The organism is Streptomyces natalensis ATCC 27448 (genome assembly GCF_000935125.1).
In the GTDB taxonomy this organism is placed as follows: domain Bacteria; phylum Actinomycetota; class Actinomycetes; order Streptomycetales; family Streptomycetaceae; genus Streptomyces; species Streptomyces natalensis.
Genome location: NZ_JRKI01000026.1, coordinates 466,407 through 482,429, shown reverse-complemented (window position 1 = coordinate 482,429; position 16,023 = coordinate 466,407). Strand labels below are relative to the sequence as shown.

The 16,023-nt window shown below is 68.6% G+C and carries 18 protein-coding genes; 7 read left to right on the top strand and 11 right to left on the bottom strand.

Translation table 11 applies throughout. The features are described 5' to 3' along the window. Nucleotides 1–178 precede the first annotated feature (178 nt). From SNA_RS18220 to SNA_RS18200, 6 genes are all read right to left on the bottom strand, one after another. Nucleotides 179–526 carry a YciI family protein gene (locus SNA_RS18220; protein WP_030065479.1) on the bottom strand — a complete coding sequence of 116 codons (348 nt, stop codon included), beginning with the start codon at nt 524–526 and terminating at the stop codon, nt 179–181. A 37-nt stretch (nt 527–563) separates the two neighbouring features. Then, complete coding sequence (locus SNA_RS18215) at nt 564–1,517, bottom strand: Vgb family protein (protein WP_044365798.1); 954 nt, start codon at nt 1,515–1,517, stop codon at nt 564–566. A gap of 102 nt (nt 1,518–1,619) precedes the next feature. Continuing rightward, complete coding sequence (locus SNA_RS18210; RefSeq protein WP_030065477.1) at nt 1,620–2,264, bottom strand: CatB-related O-acetyltransferase; 645 nt, start codon at nt 2,262–2,264, stop codon at nt 1,620–1,622. 210 nt (nt 2,265–2,474) lie between these two features. Next, the gene (locus tag SNA_RS18205; protein WP_044365796.1) at nt 2,475–3,416 is read right to left on the bottom strand and encodes a GNAT family N-acetyltransferase; all 942 of its coding nucleotides are present in this window, start codon (nt 3,414–3,416) and stop codon (nt 2,475–2,477) included. An 8-nt stretch (nt 3,417–3,424) separates the two neighbouring features. Continuing rightward, on the bottom strand, nt 3,425–3,601 hold the full coding sequence (locus SNA_RS43905; protein WP_241779706.1) for a dihydrofolate reductase family protein: 177 nt from the start codon (nt 3,599–3,601) through the stop codon (nt 3,425–3,427). 15 nt (nt 3,602–3,616) lie between these two features. Beyond that, nucleotides 3,617–3,994, bottom strand: a complete 378-nt coding sequence (locus SNA_RS18200; protein WP_241779705.1) for a dihydrofolate reductase family protein — start codon at nt 3,992–3,994, stop codon at nt 3,617–3,619. Nucleotides 3,995–4,569: 575 nt separating this feature from the next. Between SNA_RS18200 and SNA_RS18195 the strand changes: the two genes are divergently transcribed. The 4 genes from SNA_RS18195 to SNA_RS42455 all read left to right on the top strand — a co-directional run bounded on the left by SNA_RS18195 (nt 4,570) and on the right by SNA_RS42455 (nt 7,777). Continuing rightward, nucleotides 4,570–5,469, top strand: coding sequence for an alpha/beta hydrolase (locus SNA_RS18195; RefSeq protein WP_030065473.1), 900 nt, complete (start codon nt 4,570–4,572; stop codon nt 5,467–5,469). Nucleotides 5,470–5,568: 99 nt separating this feature from the next. Further along, the gene (locus SNA_RS18190; protein ID WP_044365794.1) at nt 5,569–6,045 is read left to right on the top strand and encodes a nuclear transport factor 2 family protein; all 477 of its coding nucleotides are present in this window, start codon (nt 5,569–5,571) and stop codon (nt 6,043–6,045) included. Nucleotides 6,046–6,203: 158 nt separating this feature from the next. After that, a complete protein-coding gene (locus tag SNA_RS18185; RefSeq protein WP_044365792.1) occupies nt 6,204–7,619 on the top strand; it encodes an MFS transporter in 1,416 nt (471 codons plus the stop codon). Next, nucleotides 7,616–7,777, top strand: coding sequence for a hypothetical protein (locus tag SNA_RS42455; RefSeq protein ID WP_157879972.1), 162 nt, complete (start codon nt 7,616–7,618; stop codon nt 7,775–7,777). Before SNA_RS18185 ends, SNA_RS42455 begins: the two co-directional genes overlap by 4 nt. A gap of 13 nt (nt 7,778–7,790) precedes the next feature. On the opposite strand, the gene SNA_RS18180 is transcribed toward SNA_RS42455, so the two are convergent. The 3 genes from SNA_RS18180 to SNA_RS18170 form a co-directional block, all read right to left on the bottom strand. After that, nucleotides 7,791–8,678 (bottom strand): LysR family transcriptional regulator, encoded by an 888-nt coding sequence (locus SNA_RS18180; protein WP_030065471.1) that lies wholly within the window; start codon nt 8,676–8,678, stop codon nt 7,791–7,793. Nucleotides 8,679–9,393: 715 nt separating this feature from the next. Further along, nucleotides 9,394–10,980, bottom strand: a complete 1,587-nt coding sequence (locus tag SNA_RS18175) for a purple acid phosphatase family protein (protein ID WP_198535063.1) — start codon at nt 10,978–10,980, stop codon at nt 9,394–9,396. A gap of 10 nt (nt 10,981–10,990) precedes the next feature. Next, the gene (locus tag SNA_RS18170) at nt 10,991–11,491 is read right to left on the bottom strand and encodes a transposase (RefSeq protein WP_241779704.1); all 501 of its coding nucleotides are present in this window, start codon (nt 11,489–11,491) and stop codon (nt 10,991–10,993) included. Between the two features lie 259 nt (nt 11,492–11,750). Here SNA_RS18170 and SNA_RS18165 point away from each other — a divergent pair, with 259 nt between their 5' ends. Then, complete coding sequence (locus SNA_RS18165) at nt 11,751–11,936, top strand: hypothetical protein (RefSeq protein ID WP_157879971.1); 186 nt, start codon at nt 11,751–11,753, stop codon at nt 11,934–11,936. Between the two features lie 656 nt (nt 11,937–12,592). Here SNA_RS18165 and SNA_RS18160 read toward each other — a convergent pair. Continuing rightward, nucleotides 12,593–13,156, bottom strand: a complete 564-nt coding sequence (locus SNA_RS18160) for an EF-hand domain-containing protein (RefSeq protein ID WP_030065467.1) — start codon at nt 13,154–13,156, stop codon at nt 12,593–12,595. Then, nucleotides 13,153–14,736, bottom strand: a complete 1,584-nt coding sequence (locus SNA_RS18155; protein WP_078969983.1) for an aldehyde dehydrogenase family protein — start codon at nt 14,734–14,736, stop codon at nt 13,153–13,155. Before SNA_RS18155 ends, SNA_RS18160 begins: the two co-directional genes overlap by 4 nt. A gap of 495 nt (nt 14,737–15,231) precedes the next feature. Here SNA_RS18155 and SNA_RS39755 point away from each other — a divergent pair, with 495 nt between their 5' ends. Then, nucleotides 15,232–15,750 carry an NAD-dependent epimerase/dehydratase family protein gene (locus SNA_RS39755; protein ID WP_338059807.1) on the top strand — a complete coding sequence of 173 codons (519 nt, stop codon included), beginning with the start codon at nt 15,232–15,234 and terminating at the stop codon, nt 15,748–15,750. 59 nt (nt 15,751–15,809) lie between these two features. Further along, complete coding sequence (locus SNA_RS45015) at nt 15,810–15,986, top strand: hypothetical protein (RefSeq protein WP_338059806.1); 177 nt, start codon at nt 15,810–15,812, stop codon at nt 15,984–15,986. The last annotated feature ends 37 nt before the right edge of the window (nt 15,987–16,023 follow it).

The window sequence follows — 16,023 nt, the reverse complement described above, 5'->3', positions numbered from 1 at the left end:
GGGGAGAGACCGCGGCGATGGCGGTCGTGGTAAAAATGCGAGCACTGCGGCGATGTCCGCACCGGTCATCTGTGCAGCCCTTATCGGCCTTCGGCTACGCACATCACCGTTCGGCCCCCGGCTTCGGTGTGCGCCTCGAGTCATCCCCTCCGTTCCCGTATATCGGTGGTGCGGTGGCTCAGGCGGTTTCGAGCAGCGGCCAGATTTCGACGGTTTCGGGGGTGCCGAGCCCCTTGGCCAGTTCTACCGCTTCCTCGCGGTCGGCCACCTCGACGACGAACCAGCCGCCGAGGGTCTCTTCACCGGCATGCACGGGCCCCTCGGTCACCGTGGGGGCTCCATCGGCGGTCTTGCGTACGGTGACCGGGGTGATGTGCTCGGTTTCGAGCGCATCGCCGCTGATCAGTTTGCCCGCCGCTGCGATCTGGCCGATCCAGGCTTCGTATGCTCCTCGGTGGGCGTCCCGATCGGCCCGGATCCGCTGGCGCGACTCATCCGTCTCGAATATCACGAGTGCGTATTTCATGCGTGTCTCATTTCCCTTGCCGTGGATTCTGTACTTGTCATTTGCCGTGGGTTCTGTACTTGCCGTTACGCGGGGTGCGCTGAGAGGCCGTGGCGGGCCGCCGGAGTCCGGGTGAGCTGATGCGGGCGAGCGCGCCGATCTCCAGCGCGGTCCACAGGGCGCCGTCCGGGCCCAGGGTGATGCCGTGTGGCTCGGAACCGGCGGTCGGCAGGTCGAGCACGGTGATCGTGCCGTCGGGAGTGATGGAGCCGAAGCGGTTCCCGGCCCACTCGGTGAACCACTGATTGCCGTCGCTGCCGGGGGTGATGGCATGCGGGCGGGACGTGCGGTCGGGCAGCGGGAACTCGGTGATCAGGCCGTCGAGGGTGATCCGCCCGATCTGCCCGGCGCTGATTTCGACGAACCAGAGCGCCCCGTCGTGGCCCGCTGCGATGCCTACCGGGGCGGCGGACTCGGTCGGCAAGGGGTGGAGGGTGACGGCTCCGTCCATGCCGATCCGCCCGATCGCATTGGCTTGGTTCAGGGTGAACCACATCCCGTCATCGGCGCCGGCGGTGATGGCGGAGGGGAAGGCCCCGGTGGCCGGCAGCGGAAACTCGGTCACCCGGCCGTCAGGGGTGATCCGGCCGATGCGGTCGGCGGCGGTCTCGGTGAACCACAGTGCTCCATCCGGCCCGGCGGCGATCCCGAACGGCCCGCACTTGGCTGTGGGCAACGCGAACTCCGTGACGTTGCCGTCGAGCGCGATCCGGCCGATGCGGTGCGCCCGGTACTCGGTGAACCACAAGGCCCCGTCCGGCCCGACAGTGATGACCGTCGGCCCACACTCCGGATCGAGTTGATGACTCGTAGGCTCCTCTCCGGGCACCAACCGCCCGATGCTTCCGCTGTGGACCAGGGTGAACCACAGCGCCCCATCCGGGCCCGCGACGACCGCGTACGGACCGCTGCTGCGCTCGGTTACCGCGAACTCCTCGACCAACACTGGCATCAACTTCTCTCTGCTTCTCACGGAGCACACGCTCCGCACATCCATGGGCCGTGGGTCTCGCCCCGGCCGTACCTTGCTTCGACCGGACGATCGACAACTGCTCTACTGGCTGCGCCGGTTGGCGATGCTTTCGATCTGGGCCGGGGTACCGGCCATGATCGTGCGGGTGTGTTCACTGACCAGGTCGGCGGGCCAGTCCCACCATGCGGCGCGCAGGAGGCGCTGGATGTCGACGTCCGCGAAGCGTTGCCGGATGGGCCGGGCCGGGTTGCCGCCCACAATCGTGTAGGGAGCGACGTCGGTGGTGACCACCGCGCCGGCCGCGATGATGGCGCCATCCCCGATCCGCACGCCGGGCATCACCGTCACCTGGTGGCCGAACCAGACGTCGTTGCCGACGACGGTGTCACCGCGGCTCGGCATGGCGGTGACGATGTCCAGGGTCCGTTCGGCCCACCGGCCGTCGAACATGGTGAACGGGAACGTGGACGCGCCCATCGTCGGATGCTCGGCGCCGGCCATCAGAAACTTCGTGCCCGCGGCGATGGCGCAGTACTTGCCGATGACCAAACGCTCCGGCCCATAGGCGTAGAGCACGTTGCGGTGCTCAAAGTCCGTCGCACTGTCGGGGTCGTCGTAATAGGTGTACTCGCCTACGACGATCTTCGGTGAGGTGACCAACGGTCTGAGGAACACCACGCGGTCGTGCGCGGGCAGCGGGTGCACGGTGGTCGGATCAGGAGACAACGTCACGTCCTTTATCGGTGAGGGTCGGTGGATCTGGAAGAGGCGCACGCCCAAGGGGCCTCGCACAGTGGCGTGAGGATCTTTCCGGCGGCTGTGCGGAGGGCTCTTCGGCCGCAAGTCCGGTGATGGTCAAGGTGAGGATCAGGCCCGAGGCGTCTGCGCGTGCGAGCGCGCCGGTCCGGGGTGGGTGTGCCCCTCGGTCCTCACACCTCACACCACCGGCGCCGAATAGATCATCCGTATCTCCTTCGTCCGGTAGCCGGCTCGGGCGAAGGCCGCAGCCATGGGCGTGTTGCCGGTGTCCGTGGTGGCGGTGATCAGCTCGGCGCCCGTGTGCGCGTGGATGCGGGTGATCTCGGAGAGAAGGTCGTCCACGTACCCGCGGCCGCGGAACTCGGGTACGACGCCGAGGTAGCCGACATTGCGGGCGTACGGTGTCGCGGAGGGAACAGCGAGCCCCACGACATGCCCGTCTGGGCTGTATGCCGCGCGCCACCATTCGCGCCGCCCCGGGCAGCTGAGGTAGAAGTCCATCTCGTCCCGGGCGGTGGCTTCGGCGCCCTTGGCCGCGATGTTCCTGCGGGTCTCGTCGTCCAGGCTGCCGACGGCTATCCGGCGCATCAGCTGAAGGAACTCCTCGTCCGACGCCGGAGCGAAGGACAACCGGCCCCCGGCCGCGGGGAGGCCGACGTCGGGCGTCCATTCCAGGCGCAGCCGTTCCACTTCGTGGGTGAGCCCGGCAGCTACCGCGGCCCGGCGCCGCCAGCCCACGGCTGCCGCCGCGGCTGGATCGTCACGCCAGTCGCCGGACAGCGTCAGGTTGTACAGCGGAGGCTTGGGTGCGCCCTGAGCGGCGAACGCCCGCAGCCCGGCAGCCAGTAGCCTGGCCGCCACTTCCGCACGATCGGAGAGTGCGGGGTCGACGTGCAGGCAGTCCAGGGCAACGGGGTGAGCGCTGTCCGACTGCCCCCACCACAGGGCTCGGGCCCATACCCGCCCGCTGTCTTCGGCGATCCAGGTCCACTCCGGGCGGTACATTCCCTGCCGCTTCTCGGCCAGGTAGCGGTCGGCGCCTATCCAGCCGACGGGCTCATCGACGATCACCTCGACGACGCGCTGGGAATCGCCCTCGGTCGTGGGTCGGAACAACACATGTTCTCCTACTGCTTGGTGTACGTGGTGAGGGTCGCGCCGGTGGTGAAGGCCCGGGAACCGGTCAGCGTGAAGCCGGCAGGGTCGAATGCGGTGCGGAACAGAGGAATGCCGCTCCCGAACACCACTGGGTAGCGGATGACGATCAACTCATCGACTTCCCCGAGCAATTGCCCTGCCAGCACGGCGCCGCCGCTCAGTCAGATGGATAAGCCCGGCTGCTGCTTCAGCCCGCGGACGAACTCCACCGGGTCGCGGGCAACGACATCGACCTCAGGACGGGGCCGTGTCAGGGACGAGGAGAACACGTACTGCCGGAGATGGGGATAGGGACTGATGGCATCGCCCTGCAGCCCGGACTCGTAGGCACCGCGCCCCATGAGGACCGTGTCGAACTTCCTGTTCGCTGTGCCGCCGACGCCCAGCAATCCACGGAGGTGGTCCGGGATGGTTTCCGGGTACTCGGCGAGAACCGCGGCCTTGAGGTCGCCGTCGAAGCAGGAGGAGTCGTACTGCCCTTCTGGGCCGGCGATGAAGCCGTCGATGCTGTAGCCGATGAAATACGTGAGCCGACGCATCGGGCCCCGCCTTCGATTCATTACTGCCAGGGACGACACGACACTAGGCAGCACGCTTCGGAAGGACATCGGTCACCGCGACGTAATGTGACCTGCCGTGAAGACGACCGGCGTGGAGCCGCATCAGTAGGACATCAGCAGACTGACAGGCCGTGGCGGGACGGCTCCCCTTCCCAGGAAGGGCCCCGGCAACTCTCCCTGGCAATCGCCTTCGGCTTCTACTGGCGCCAGGGCCGCCGTGCGAGCTTGGCTTGAATGCGCACCGCTCGATGGCCGTCACCGTGAGCTTCGGGCCGGTCGCGGTGTCCTGAGCCAGGTCGTCCGCTGCTCTGTCCGTCGCCCCGATCCAGCCCAGCGCGGCCCGGTCACAGGCTGATTAGCTGCGCTCAACGTGCTGTTAGACATTGGGCGTTGTCGGCCGGAGCGGTAGCTGCCAGCGTGTCGGGGGCAGCGAGCGAGCAGGGCCGCCCGTCCCTGTACGCGGTGTGCCGAGGCAACGGCTTGCCCAGCTGCCCCTCTCACGGCCGTCGACCGTCGACATGCCGTAACCCTTCCTGCTTCGAAGGAGCCCCGCCATGCCTCTACGTGAACAGGTGAGCTTCGCCGGTGATGCGGCAAAGCTCACCGGCCATCTCTTTCTGCCCGATACCGCGGGCACTGATGACGCCGCTCCGGTGTCGGGTGTCGTGGTCGTCGGCACTTGGACCAGCGTCAAGGAGCAGATGGCCGACCGGTACGCCGAGCAGCTGGCCCGCCGCGGCTATGCGGCCCTGTCCTTCGACTTCACCGGATACGGCGAATCGGCCGGTGAGCCGCGCGACTTCGAGTCGCCGCAGCTGAAGGTCCGGGACATCCGCGCGGCGGCCGACTTCCTGACCGGGCATCCGGCGGTGGGCAACGGACAACTTGGCGCATTGGGGGTGTGCGCCGGCGCGATGTACGTGAGCGCCTTCGCCGCCGGGGATTCGCGGGTGCGGTCGCTTGCCCTGGTGGCGCCGTGGCTGCACGACCGCCGTATCTGCGAGGAGAACTACGGCGGTCCGGAGGGCATTGAGAGGAAGAAGGCGGCGGCGGCCGAGGCCCGACGCAGGTACGAGGAGACCGGGGAGGTCGCCTACGTGCCGGTGGTCAGCGGCAGTGACCCGGACGCGGCCATGCCGTTCGACATCGACTTCTACCTCAACCCGCAGCGCGGCGGGATTGAGCAGTGGCCCAACCGGTTTGCCGTCATGGCCTGGCCCGGGTGGCTGGACTTCGATGCCGTCGCGCTCGCGCCGAAGGTGACCGCGCCCGTGCTGCTGGTCCACAGTGAGGACGCCGCCATCCCGGACGGCGCCCGCCGCTTCCGCGACAACCTCGCAGGTCCCAAGGAATTCCTGTGGACCGAGGGCAGCCAGTTCGACTTCTACGACCGGTCACCACAGGTCGGCTTCGCTGCGGACGCGGCAGCCGAGCACTTCGCCCGCACGCTGTGAGCACCCCGCAGCCCGCACCCCGCAGCCCGCACCTCGCACCCCCGGCCACCTCGCACCCCCGGCCACCCCGCACATCGCCCCGACAGGAGACCACCTCGCATGTCCGAGCCTTTTGAGGCCGCCGCGCCGTCCCCGTCCGAGACCAGGATCGAGGTCGCCGAGACCTGCACCCGGATGGCCGTACACGCGGACCGCCGCGAATGGGCGCTCCTGCGCCGCCTGTTCGCCGCAAAGGTGCTTCTCGACTACACAAGCCTCAACGGCGGCGAACCGGTCCAGCTCACTCCTCAGGAGATCGTCGACGCTTGGTCGGCGACGCTCGGCGGCTACGACGCCACCCAGCACCTGATCGCCAACCACTTGGTCCAGGTCGACGGGGACCGTGCCGTCTGCACCGCCTCCTTCCAGGCCACGCACCGCCTCGCCACCGCCCATGGGGCTCCGCTGTGGACGCTCGGCGGCGACTACCGCTGGGTACTGGCACGGACCGGCGGCCGATGGCTGATCACCTCGGTGGTGATGACAGCGACCTGGGGTGACGGCAACAAGGACCTCCCCGCACAGGCAGCAGGCTGACCGCACGTACCGCTACGCCGGCGGCGGGGCCCTCGCCGTCGGGTGTCCACTCACCTCTCCGCGCCAGGGTGCTCCCCGCAAACAGTCGGCCTGTCAGCGGTCGCCCCTGACCTCCACTCTCGGTTGCACACCTTCAAGAAAGTCTCAGGAGTGCCCTGATGAAATCCCTGCTCAAGTCCTCACCTGCCTCCGGCGTCGCGACCGATGCGTCGGAAGCGGCTCGGGGTGGATCCACCGTGGTGCTCGGTGCCGCCCTGCTGGGCTTCTTCCTCATCTCGCTGGACGCGTTGATCGTCACCGTCGCGCTGCCCGACATCGGCCGCAGCCTCGGCGGCGGCATGTCCGGCCTGCAGTGGGTCGTGGACGGATACACGCTGATATTCGCCGCTCTGATGCTCTCCGCAGGCGCCCTCTCCGACCGCATCGGGGCCCGGCAGGCGTATGGCGGCGGCCTGGTGCTCTTCGCGCTGGCCTCGGCCGCGTGCGGACTGGCGCCCGGGCTCGGCGTGCTGGTGGCGGCGCGACTGGTGCAGGGGGGTGCGGCGGCGGTGATGATGCCGGCGTCGCTGGCGCTGGTCCGGCAGGGCTTTCCCGACCAGGCGAAGCGGGCTCGGGCCATTGCCATCTGGACCGTGGGCGGCGCGGTCGCGGTGGCCGCCGGGCCGGTGCTCGGCGGGGCACTCTCCGCCTCCGCGGGCTGGCGGTGGATCTTCTTCGTCAACCTTCCGGCGGGCCTGCTGGCGCTCGCCCTGCTGGCCCGCGTGCCGGCCTCCCCGCGGCTGCCCGCGCGGCTGGACGCGGTCGGGCAGGTGACAGCGGTGGTCGCGATGGGCGCGCTGACGTATGGCGTGATCGAGGGCGGCGCCGAGGGCTTCGGCCGGCCGCTCGTGGTGGTGTCGCTCCTCGTGGCCGCCGCCGCGGCAGCTGCCTTCCTCGCCGCGCAGGCCAGGGGTGCGCACCCGATGCTCCCGCTGCCGCTGTTCCGCTCGCGGGTGGTGGCGGTGTCCCTGGTGGTCGGCTTCATGCTCAATGCCGCCTACTACGGCGGGGTGTTCATCTTCAGCCTGTACCTCCAGCAGGAGCGCGGGCAGACCGCGCTGCACGCGGGCCTGATGTTCATCCCGATGACGGCACTGGTCGCAGTGGTGAACCTGGCCTCGGCGAAGCTGGCCGCCCAGTTCGGCCCGCGGGTGCCGATGGTGGCGGGACAACTGCTCGGGACGGCCGGGCTACTGGCGCTGCTCACAGTCGGCGCGCACACCAACGTATGGGCGGTGGCGGCGCTGATGGTGCCGGTCGGCCTCGGCGGGGCGCTGACGGTGCCGGCGCTGACCGCGATGCTGCTCGACGCGGTACCCGCGGACCGGGCGGGCACGGCATCAGCCGTGCTCAACACCGGCCGCCAGGTCGGCGGGGCGATCGCGGTGGCAGTCTTCGGGGCGCTGCTGGCGGGGGCGGACACGTTCCTGGTCGGCATGCGGTGGAGCATGCTGCTCGCGGCAGTCGGGCTCGTACTGACGGCGGGTGTGACGCTGACGCTGCCGCGGGACGGGCGCCGGGGCGCGGAGGCGTGAGCCGGGCGGTGTGGCACTGCAGGGCCGCGGGTCTCCTCGCCACCGGAACGGTGCGGACCGAGCTCCAGCGGGTCCTGTCGTTGCAGCAGGCGGCGGCCGCACCCGAACTCGGCGAGCACGGCCGCCTGCGAGGCCGGCTCGTTCCGCATACCGCCTGACCGGAAGTCCGTCTCATCGAGCGGGGGCGAACTCGAGGAGGACCCGGACGAAGGCTTGGAGCTCGGCGGATTCATTGCCTTTCAGCCACATCGGGGCGAAGTCGATGAGCGGTGCGTCGTCGAACGGGACATAGGCGACGTCCGGCCGGCCGTAGTAGTTCTCCGCCCTCGCAGCGGCCGCAGTACCCCCTTTGCCCGCCCCGACCAACGACAGCATCTCCTGCCAGGCGACGGCAGCCGGGCCCCGAGGGACGGATCGGCCCCCCGGTGTGCGGCGCGGGTAGAAGGCATCGAGGAAGCTCTGGGACACACCGACGGGCGTGATCAATGGCAGGAGGGCGAGGTCCTCCTGCGAGATCGTTTCCTGAGCCGCGAGCTGATGGAAGGCAGGCACCACGAGGGCACGGCGTTCGGAAAAGAGAACGGGACCCGCGGTGACGTCGGGCCCGTCGACGGGAAGTTCTTTGATCAGCATGTCGAGGCCGTCGCCCCGCAACGCTGTGAAGGCGGCCGCGAACGTCACCTCCTGGATCTCGACGGTGCACTGAGGGTGGCGGGCGTGGAACCCCTCCGCCGCCTGGACGATGAGGTCGCCGCACCATGAGGCGGAGAAGCCGACGCGCAGCACACCGCTGAGGCCCCGACAGGCTGCTGACGCATTGGCGACGGCCTGCTGGACCTGCTGATATGCGGGGAGCAACTCGGCATGGAGCTGTCGACCGACCGGGGTGAGGGACACCTGACGGTTGCTGCGTTCGAACAACGCGCCGCCGATGCGACGTTCCAGTTTCTTGATCGTTTGACTGACCCGGCCCGGCGAGACGAGCAGACGTTCAGCGGTGCGCGTGAAGTGGAGCTCTTCGGCCAGGGCCAGGAACGTCTCGATCTCATACCGCTCCACTGGACCCCCGCACATTCCGCAGCCTTGCGCCTTCGCTCCAGGCCGCAGCCCTGCCGCCGACAGTAAAGGGCGCTTGCAGGTCCGGTCCAGAGCATTCTGGGCACCTGCCGATCACCTGGGCCGAGATCAAGGAGGTCTGCTGGGACGAGTCGGCTGAGAATAAGCGGTGTCGCTGAACCACGCGTGCGGAACGTCCAGCAGGTTTTCCGTCTGCTGGTGGTACAGCGCTCGCGTGGTGCTGACCTGCTGAAACAACGGACCGGGTCCCGGCCGGTGGTGTGTTGGTCCGTGCATGGTCCGGATCTTGTCTCCACTACCGGATACCGAGGAAGCTCTCAGGGAACCATCACGGGCAGCGCCACCTGTGCACGGCTCATGCCCAGCCGGCGCGTGAGCCGTAGGACATGGGCAGGCCAACTGGCCGGCGGACGCTGCCTCCAGACGCCTCGGCGCCACGTCGTTGTCGAAGGTGGCACAACCTGGCATATGTCGTAGAACCCGTCCTGGGGCGTCCAGTTGGTCCAGGGCGAGCGTGTAAGTCCAGGTCAGAGCATTGTGACGTGGGAGCGTCCATGGGGCTCGTGATAGGGAAGTGATAGATAGCGCGCTGAAGGACCCCTGCGGGCTCGCCGTGGCTGGGGGCCTGTCGCGGACTGCGCCCCACTGACTCCCGTGTTCGGCCCGGCAACGTGACTCTGCCCTGGGCGGCCGAGAGTCAGGATAGTGAACCAGCCTTCTCCTGGGCCGAGTTGGTGACGGGCCAGCAGGCATCGCGCCGCCTGCGGTGGATGCGGAAGCGGTCGAAGAGCACTGGGGCGGGGTCCGGGTCCGTCGCTGTCGCGGTCGGGGTGTGGTAATAGCTGACGGTGATCGTCGTGCGGCCGCCGATCAGCGATCCGGGGTCGACGTCGAAGACCGCGACGCCGTACGGGTAGGTCTGGTCGGGGTCGCGCACCGCGGACCAGGTCGCCTTCTCCTTGGCGTCCGGGTCGGCCTTGTAGGTGAGGCGCTGGGTTCGGACGAAGGCGTCCGGGACGCCGTCGCCGTCCGGATCCGTGAGATACGTGTCGTCGTGTGAGGCAGTGCCACCGCCGCCCAGGATGAGGTGGACGGTGCCCTTGGAGGTGTCGATGCCGTCGAGCCGGTCATCGACCACGGCCGGGCGCAGGAGGCTGCCCGGGTCGGTGCCGCGTACGGGGTGGGTGCGCTCGTAGTCGTGGTCGTGGCCGCAGAGCACCAGGTCCACGGCGTGCCGGTCGAGGACGGGCAGCAACTGTTCGCGCAGTCCCATGTCGCCGCCGTGGCTGGCGGCGGAGGACGACATCGCGAACTGGTGCAGGGACACCACGATCCAGTCGACGTTCCGGCCCGCCCTGGCCTGCGCCAATGTCCGCTCCAGCCAGCGGAGTTGGGCACCCTCGCTGTAGCCGCTGATGTAGACGGACTGCCCGGTCGCCGGGTCGATGCTCGCGTCGTCCTCCACCGCGAGGTCGTTGCCGTCCAGGACGGCGAAGAGCACCGAGCCGACCTGGAAGCTGTACCAGTTCCCGCAGTAGTCACGGGTGTGGTTGTCGGGCAGATCGAAGCGGGTCGCGTACGAGGCGTAACCGAGGTCGCCGCCGCCCGCTTCCACCTCGTGGTTGCCGGGTGCCGGCATCCAGGGGCGGTTCGCGGCGGACACCGACATGTTGTTCATGAACGCGTCCCAGCACTGTGGCTGGGTCTCCTCATTGTTGTTGGCGTAGGCCAGGTCGCCGTTGAGAAGGTGGAAGAGCGGATTGAACCGCTCCACCTGCCGCACTGCGACAGCCCCGTTGACCGCGGACTTCTTCCACTTCGGGTCACCGGCACCCAGATCGCCGAAGCTGGTGAACCGGAACGGCACCCGGCCCGGCTCGGGCGCGGTGCGGAAGGTGGAGCGGCGGGGCGCGGCACCGTCGTGCAGCACCTCGTACACGTACTGCGTGTCCGGACGCAGCTCGCGCAGCCGCACCCGATGGGTGTACGTCTCGACCTTGTTGAGGCCATCCACGTACGTGGTGGTCTCGGCCCGCACCGTGCGCCCCAAGTCCCCGCCGGGGCGCCCCAGGCGCAGGCGGGGCCGGCGCACCGAGGCGGCGGTCGCCCAGGAGACGGTCATCTCCCGCGAGGGCTCCTCACCGTAGGCCAGGTGTATCTGCTCGGTGTTCGGAGCGTCTGCGACGGCGGGCTGTGTCCACAGCAGGGTCGAGGCCGGACCGGCCGCCAACACTCCTGCCGCAGCCGAGGCTTGGAGGACCGTCCTGCGTGCCGGCTGACTCACTGCTGCTCTCCTACCGCTGGGCTCTCGGATCGCCCGAAGATTCACAGCGGCAGAAGAACAACCCCGTGGAGCACGGGAAACATCCAGCAGACAACAGGTGAAGGACGCTCGCTGAACGGATCAAACGGACGGTCGTCAGCCGTGTCCTACCGCGCACCGCGGCCAGAACATGAGTCGAATCGGTGCGCTGCGTGGTGCGCTCGCGTACGAGGCCGGCCTCCTTCAGACGGGCGAGCGCCAGGTCGAGGAGACGGTCAGCGCGATCGTCCTGGGCGAGGCGCTCGCGGAAGTCGGCCAGCACGCCGTGAGGGAAGCCGGGATCGTCCAGCTCCACGGCCAGCGCGTACTTGAAATCGATGCGGCAGCGCACCGCCTCCGCCGCCTGCCGGTCCGACAGGCCGGGCAGGAACTGCAGTACACAGATGGTGGCCGGCTGAGCGGGCGAAAGGCCGGGACGGCCGTCGCGCGGATACCAGCCGGCGAAATCCTCGTCGTGCCACAGCCCGTCCAAGCGGTCCCGCACCCACATCGCCGGCGTGCCCTTCGGAATTGCTCGCCCGCGCGATCTGCGCGGTCAGAGAGGGGACTTGCTCACCGGAGCGGGGACGGACGGACAACGCGCACCTCGTCAGCTGGATCGGCCTGCACCACTGCCGCGAGCCTGCCTGCTGATCACGCTGCCGCACCGGAAAACCCCAAGATTCCCGACGGAGTCAAGCTCAGAGATGATCGCAAGTCCGGTCCTCCGCCATCGCACGTGGGAAGAGGACATGTCCTCAGCCCTCTGGTTCGCGGGCGACGAACGCTTCGGCGGAGTCGTCGCGATCCCCGGCGGCCAGGCCCCGATGTTCACCAAGCCCCGGCAATGGGGCCCGCTGGAATCCCGCAGGGCCAAGGCGAGCACCGAGGAGTTGGACCGCGCCCAGCGCGCCGGGATCGATACGAAGAAGTGGTGAGGGCCTGAAGCCGATGCGGGAGGCGGCTGCCCCGTCTGGGGCAGCCGGCTTCGTCGTACCAGCCACCGCGATCCACGGTCCGTTGGGAATGCACGGCCAGCGCGCTACCGCTGACCGGCAAGAAATCACCGCGATCATCGGCCACGGCTTGGAGCCTTCTCAGGTCCGGCGCTAGTAGGACTCCGTTAGGCCGTTTCGTTCGGATCATCGGATCGTTGGTCCGGGTGTGCCGTTGGCTGACGCGCAGTGGGCGCGGATCGAGCCGTTACTCTCGGACCCGACTCCGAAGCGGGGCTGTCGGTGCGCGATCACCGTGAGGTGATCGACGCGATCGCCTGGAAGTTCCCGATCGGCTCGCAGTGGGTGCACTTGAGTCAGTAGCGGTATTTACCCGCTTTATCCTCGTGCATTTCAAATTTTCCAGGCATGATGCCTCCTACATGCAGGGGTGCGTTCTTGTCCAGGAGCGCACCCCTGCGGCACGACGGCAGCCTCATAGCCACTATCCGGGTGACCTGCTGTGAAGTCGCCCCGGACCACTCGCCTGACAGGCCCCACCAGCCCGCCACCCGACACAGAGCCCGCCCTATGGCGGGCTTTTGGCAGGGCCCGGCCCGGTGTCGGGGTGAGCGTGGGGCACCGGGCCGGGCCGGGGGTCAGTTCAGTGGGCCGTACAGCACGTTGCCGGGGGCGTTGGGGTCGGTGCTCGTGTAGTACTGGTGCATGGCGTCGAGGAGTTCGTCGACGCTCAGTTTGCCGCTGCCGTCGGCGTCCAGCGCCTGGAAGGCCGCCGCCCGGTCTTGTGGCGCGGTGCGGAAGACCTCCTGCCAGACCTGGAACTCCTTCTCGTCGACCTCGCCGTCGCCGTTGGTGTCGAGGAGCCCGCAGACTCCCTCCAGCATGGGCCGGAAGGCCTGGGAGAAGCCTTCGCCGGAGGTGATGAACGCCCCCTTCATGCCGGTGCGGTACTCCTCGGGTGTGAGCCGCCCGTCGCCGTCCGCGTCGGCGGCGGAAGCGACGGCGTCCCAGAAGGTGACCATGCCGTCCATCAGCCGCGTGCCCTTGGGCGATGTCGCGGCCTCGCCGAACGCGGCCAGCAGTCGCGCGCCCAGGGTGAACAGGTCCTCGCGGTCCAATGATCCGTTGCCGTCGGCATCGATGTGCCCGAAGCAGATGTCGATCTTCTGGTTGAGCAGGGTGTCTTGGGCCTGGGTGGTCATGTGGGTGCGGTCCCCTCTTCGTTCGTGCTGTGTTTTTCGCTTTCCGGGCGCCGGTGCGCGCCCGGAGGTCCGGTGGCGGCGTGTACCGCCGCGTGGTGGTCGAAGACCTGGGTGCGGGGCGGATCGATGGTCACGCTGATGCCCTGCAGCCGTGTGGTACGCAGATAGGGGAGGTTGGCTTCGCCGAAGGTGCCGCCACTGAGCCCGGTGCCACCGACCGTGGGCAGCACCGGCAGGCAGCCGATGTGACTGTCGTTGACCTTCAGCACACCGCCGTTGCCCATGTCGCAGAACCTCTCGATGACGTGCGGGTCCCGCGCCCACAGGGAGTTGCGCAGCCCGTAGCGGTTGCTGTCGACGAACTCCAGGATGTCGGTGAGGAGGTGCTCCGGCGTGGCGTGGTCGGCCTGGTCGGGCACGACGACGCACATCAGCGGGAAGAAGGTCTCCTCCCGCACCGCGCACATCCGCCGCGCCGTCGCGAGCCCGTGCACCCGCAGCAGGACGGGACGCACGAAGGGGCCGCGGGCGGTGACCTTGTCGTGTACGTCGACGAGCTCGCCTCCGCACAGGTGCTCGGCCCCTTGTTCCACCGCGTCGCGCAGCACATCCAGGCACTCGCCGCGTTTGACGACGGCGCTGAGGACGACGTCCGGGTCCTCGGGCGGCCCTACGCGCAGTTCGGCCACTCGGCGGTGCAGCAGGGCGGTGAACTCGTCGGCCACGTCGGGATGGGCGACGACGAACTTCGGCGCGATGCACAGCTGCCCCGAGCCGTAGTAGCGTTCGGCGGCCGCGGTCGCCGAACGTTCGAGGTCGGCGTCGCGCCACACCACCATGGCGTCGTTGCCGGACAGTTCCAGGACCGGCTTCTTGCCGTGCTCCAGGCACTCGGCTTCGAGGCGTGCGCCGTGCCGGGCGGGCCCGTAGTAGAAGATGTCGTCGCAGTCCGGGGAGCCGAGCCACTGCTGTACGGCTGACCGGGAGGGGGAGCACAGGACGCTGAGCGTGCCCGGCGGGGCGCCGTGGCGGTCGAGCAGCGGGGCGACCAATTCGTGGTACAGAAAGGCAACCGCGAGGGGGGCGGTGGGAGGGGCGTTCACGATCAGCGCGTTGCCTGCGGCAAGAACGAGCAGGCCGAACGCGGAGGAGAGAAAGCCGGCATTGCGGGCCGCATTGAGGCCCACCACCCCGTCGGGCTTGCGGACCAGGCGGATGTGACGCCCGGCCTGCTCCGTGCGCCACTCCAGCGACTGCCGGGCATGTTCGAGGGTCTCCGGGTGGATCAGGGAGAGCGCCACGGTCAATTCCCAGCGCGCGACCCGCACCGGATGCCCCTCGGACACCAGGACATCCACGACGTCATCGGCTCGCTCGCACAATGCGTCGTACACCGCTGCGACGAAGGCGAGGCGCCGTTGCATGGGGACTCGCCGCCACTCCTCGCCCGCTCGCCGGGCCAGCCGTAAGGCCGCGTTGCCCTGTTCGGGTGTGGACAGGGCCACCCGGCCGGCCAGGCGGGCGTCGGCAAGATCGGATGCCGTGGCGTTTGCGCAGTCGAGGCGAGCCTTGAGAGCCATCGTGTCGTAGGGCGCATGCAGCAACGCACCCGCCCGAGGCCAGTGAACCCAGCCGCCTCCGGGCTGTCTCTCGCTCCCGATCAGTACCGCATAGGAATCAAGCACGGCCCAAGCCTGCTCCGCCGAAAATCACTTGATGTCCTGGCGCACCAACTCTCCCCCAAAAGAATGGACTTGGGAATTTGTCGAGTTGAGGGGTTGCCGAAAGCAGGTGGTGGCGACTTGTGCAGCGGCAGCCGGGATGGTCCTGGTTCCGGGAACGACCCCCATGTCCTGTCCCGGCTTGCGACCCGTCATCGGCAGGTGGAGAGACAGCGAAGGTGCCCAGATGGTGTGGGCCAAACCGGCGGCGAGCCGGCGCAGCACCTTGCGGGTGAAGTGGGACCGAGAACGGCGCGATAGCTGCTGACGTGCTCCACGCCGCGCGATGGGACGCAAGCTTGCAACCCGGTCCGCGGCCGGCTGGTCGAGGCCGACGTAAGTGAGCCGTTCACCGTGTCAGGACCTGTCGGACTGGTTCTGCACTTGGCGTCTCCGGCCTCCCCGCCTGACTATCTCAGGTACCCGGTGGAGACGCTGCGGGCTGCCGGCTTCGGGACGTACAACGCCCTCCGCCTCGCCCAGGAAAAGTCCGCCCGCTTCATCATGGCGTCCACCTCCGAGGTCTATGGCGACCCACTTCAGCATCCCCAGCGCGAGGAGCACTGGGGGAACGTGAACCCCATAGGACAACGCGCCGCCTACGACGAGACGAAACGCTTCTCCGAAGCATTAACCGTCACTTTCGGCAAGCAATTCGGGGTGGACGTCGGCATCGTACGAATCTTCAACACGTACGGCTCCGGAAGGCGATCGAACGACGGACGAGCCGTGCCGAACTTCATCCACCAGGCCATGTCCGGAGAACCCATTACGGTCAACGGCAGCGGTCGCCAGACGCGGTCCCTCTGCTATGTCGACGACACGGTGCGCGGCGTGCTGGCCATGGCCCTGAGTGGCTGTCCGGCCCCGTAAACATTGGCAATCCACGCGAGGTCACCGTCCTGGACCTCGCCCACTCTATCCGGGATCTCATGGGCACGATCTCGGAGATCGCCCACGGCACAGCAATACCCGACGATCCGCATCGCCGCAGACCCGACATCACCAGAGCTACGGAGATGCTCGACCGGCGGCCACGAATCAGCCTCTCGGAGGGCCTGAAACGCACCATCGCCTGGTTCCTGTCGGAACAGGCCGGTGTGCTTTGAGTCCCTCGTCCGTGGCAACGTCGTCTGGGGTGGGCGC

Bases quoted from the DNA above. Each gene is read 5' to 3' on its own strand.
- SNA_RS18220 (WP_030065479.1), bottom strand. From the start codon at position 526: ATGAAATACGCACTCGTGATATTCGAGACGGATGAGTCGCGCCAGCGG.
- SNA_RS18215 (WP_044365798.1), bottom strand. From the start codon at position 1,517: ATGCCAGTGTTGGTCGAGGAGTTCGCGGTAACCGAGCGCAGCAGCGGT.
- SNA_RS18200 (WP_241779705.1), bottom strand. From the start codon at position 3,994: ATGCGTCGGCTCACGTATTTCATCGGCTACAGCATCGACGGCTTCATC.
- SNA_RS18195 (WP_030065473.1), top strand. From the start codon at position 4,570: ATGCCTCTACGTGAACAGGTGAGCTTCGCCGGTGATGCGGCAAAGCTC.
- SNA_RS18190 (WP_044365794.1), top strand. From the start codon at position 5,569: ATGTCCGAGCCTTTTGAGGCCGCCGCGCCGTCCCCGTCCGAGACCAGG.
- SNA_RS18185 (WP_044365792.1), top strand. From the start codon at position 6,204: ATGAAATCCCTGCTCAAGTCCTCACCTGCCTCCGGCGTCGCGACCGAT.
- SNA_RS18165 (WP_157879971.1), top strand. From the start codon at position 11,751: ATGTCCTCAGCCCTCTGGTTCGCGGGCGACGAACGCTTCGGCGGAGTC.
- SNA_RS18160 (WP_030065467.1), bottom strand. From the start codon at position 13,156: ATGACCACCCAGGCCCAAGACACCCTGCTCAACCAGAAGATCGACATC.
- SNA_RS18155 (WP_078969983.1), bottom strand. From the start codon at position 14,736: ATGGCTCTCAAGGCTCGCCTCGACTGCGCAAACGCCACGGCATCCGAT.
- SNA_RS45015 (WP_338059806.1), top strand. From the start codon at position 15,810: ATGGGCACGATCTCGGAGATCGCCCACGGCACAGCAATACCCGACGAT.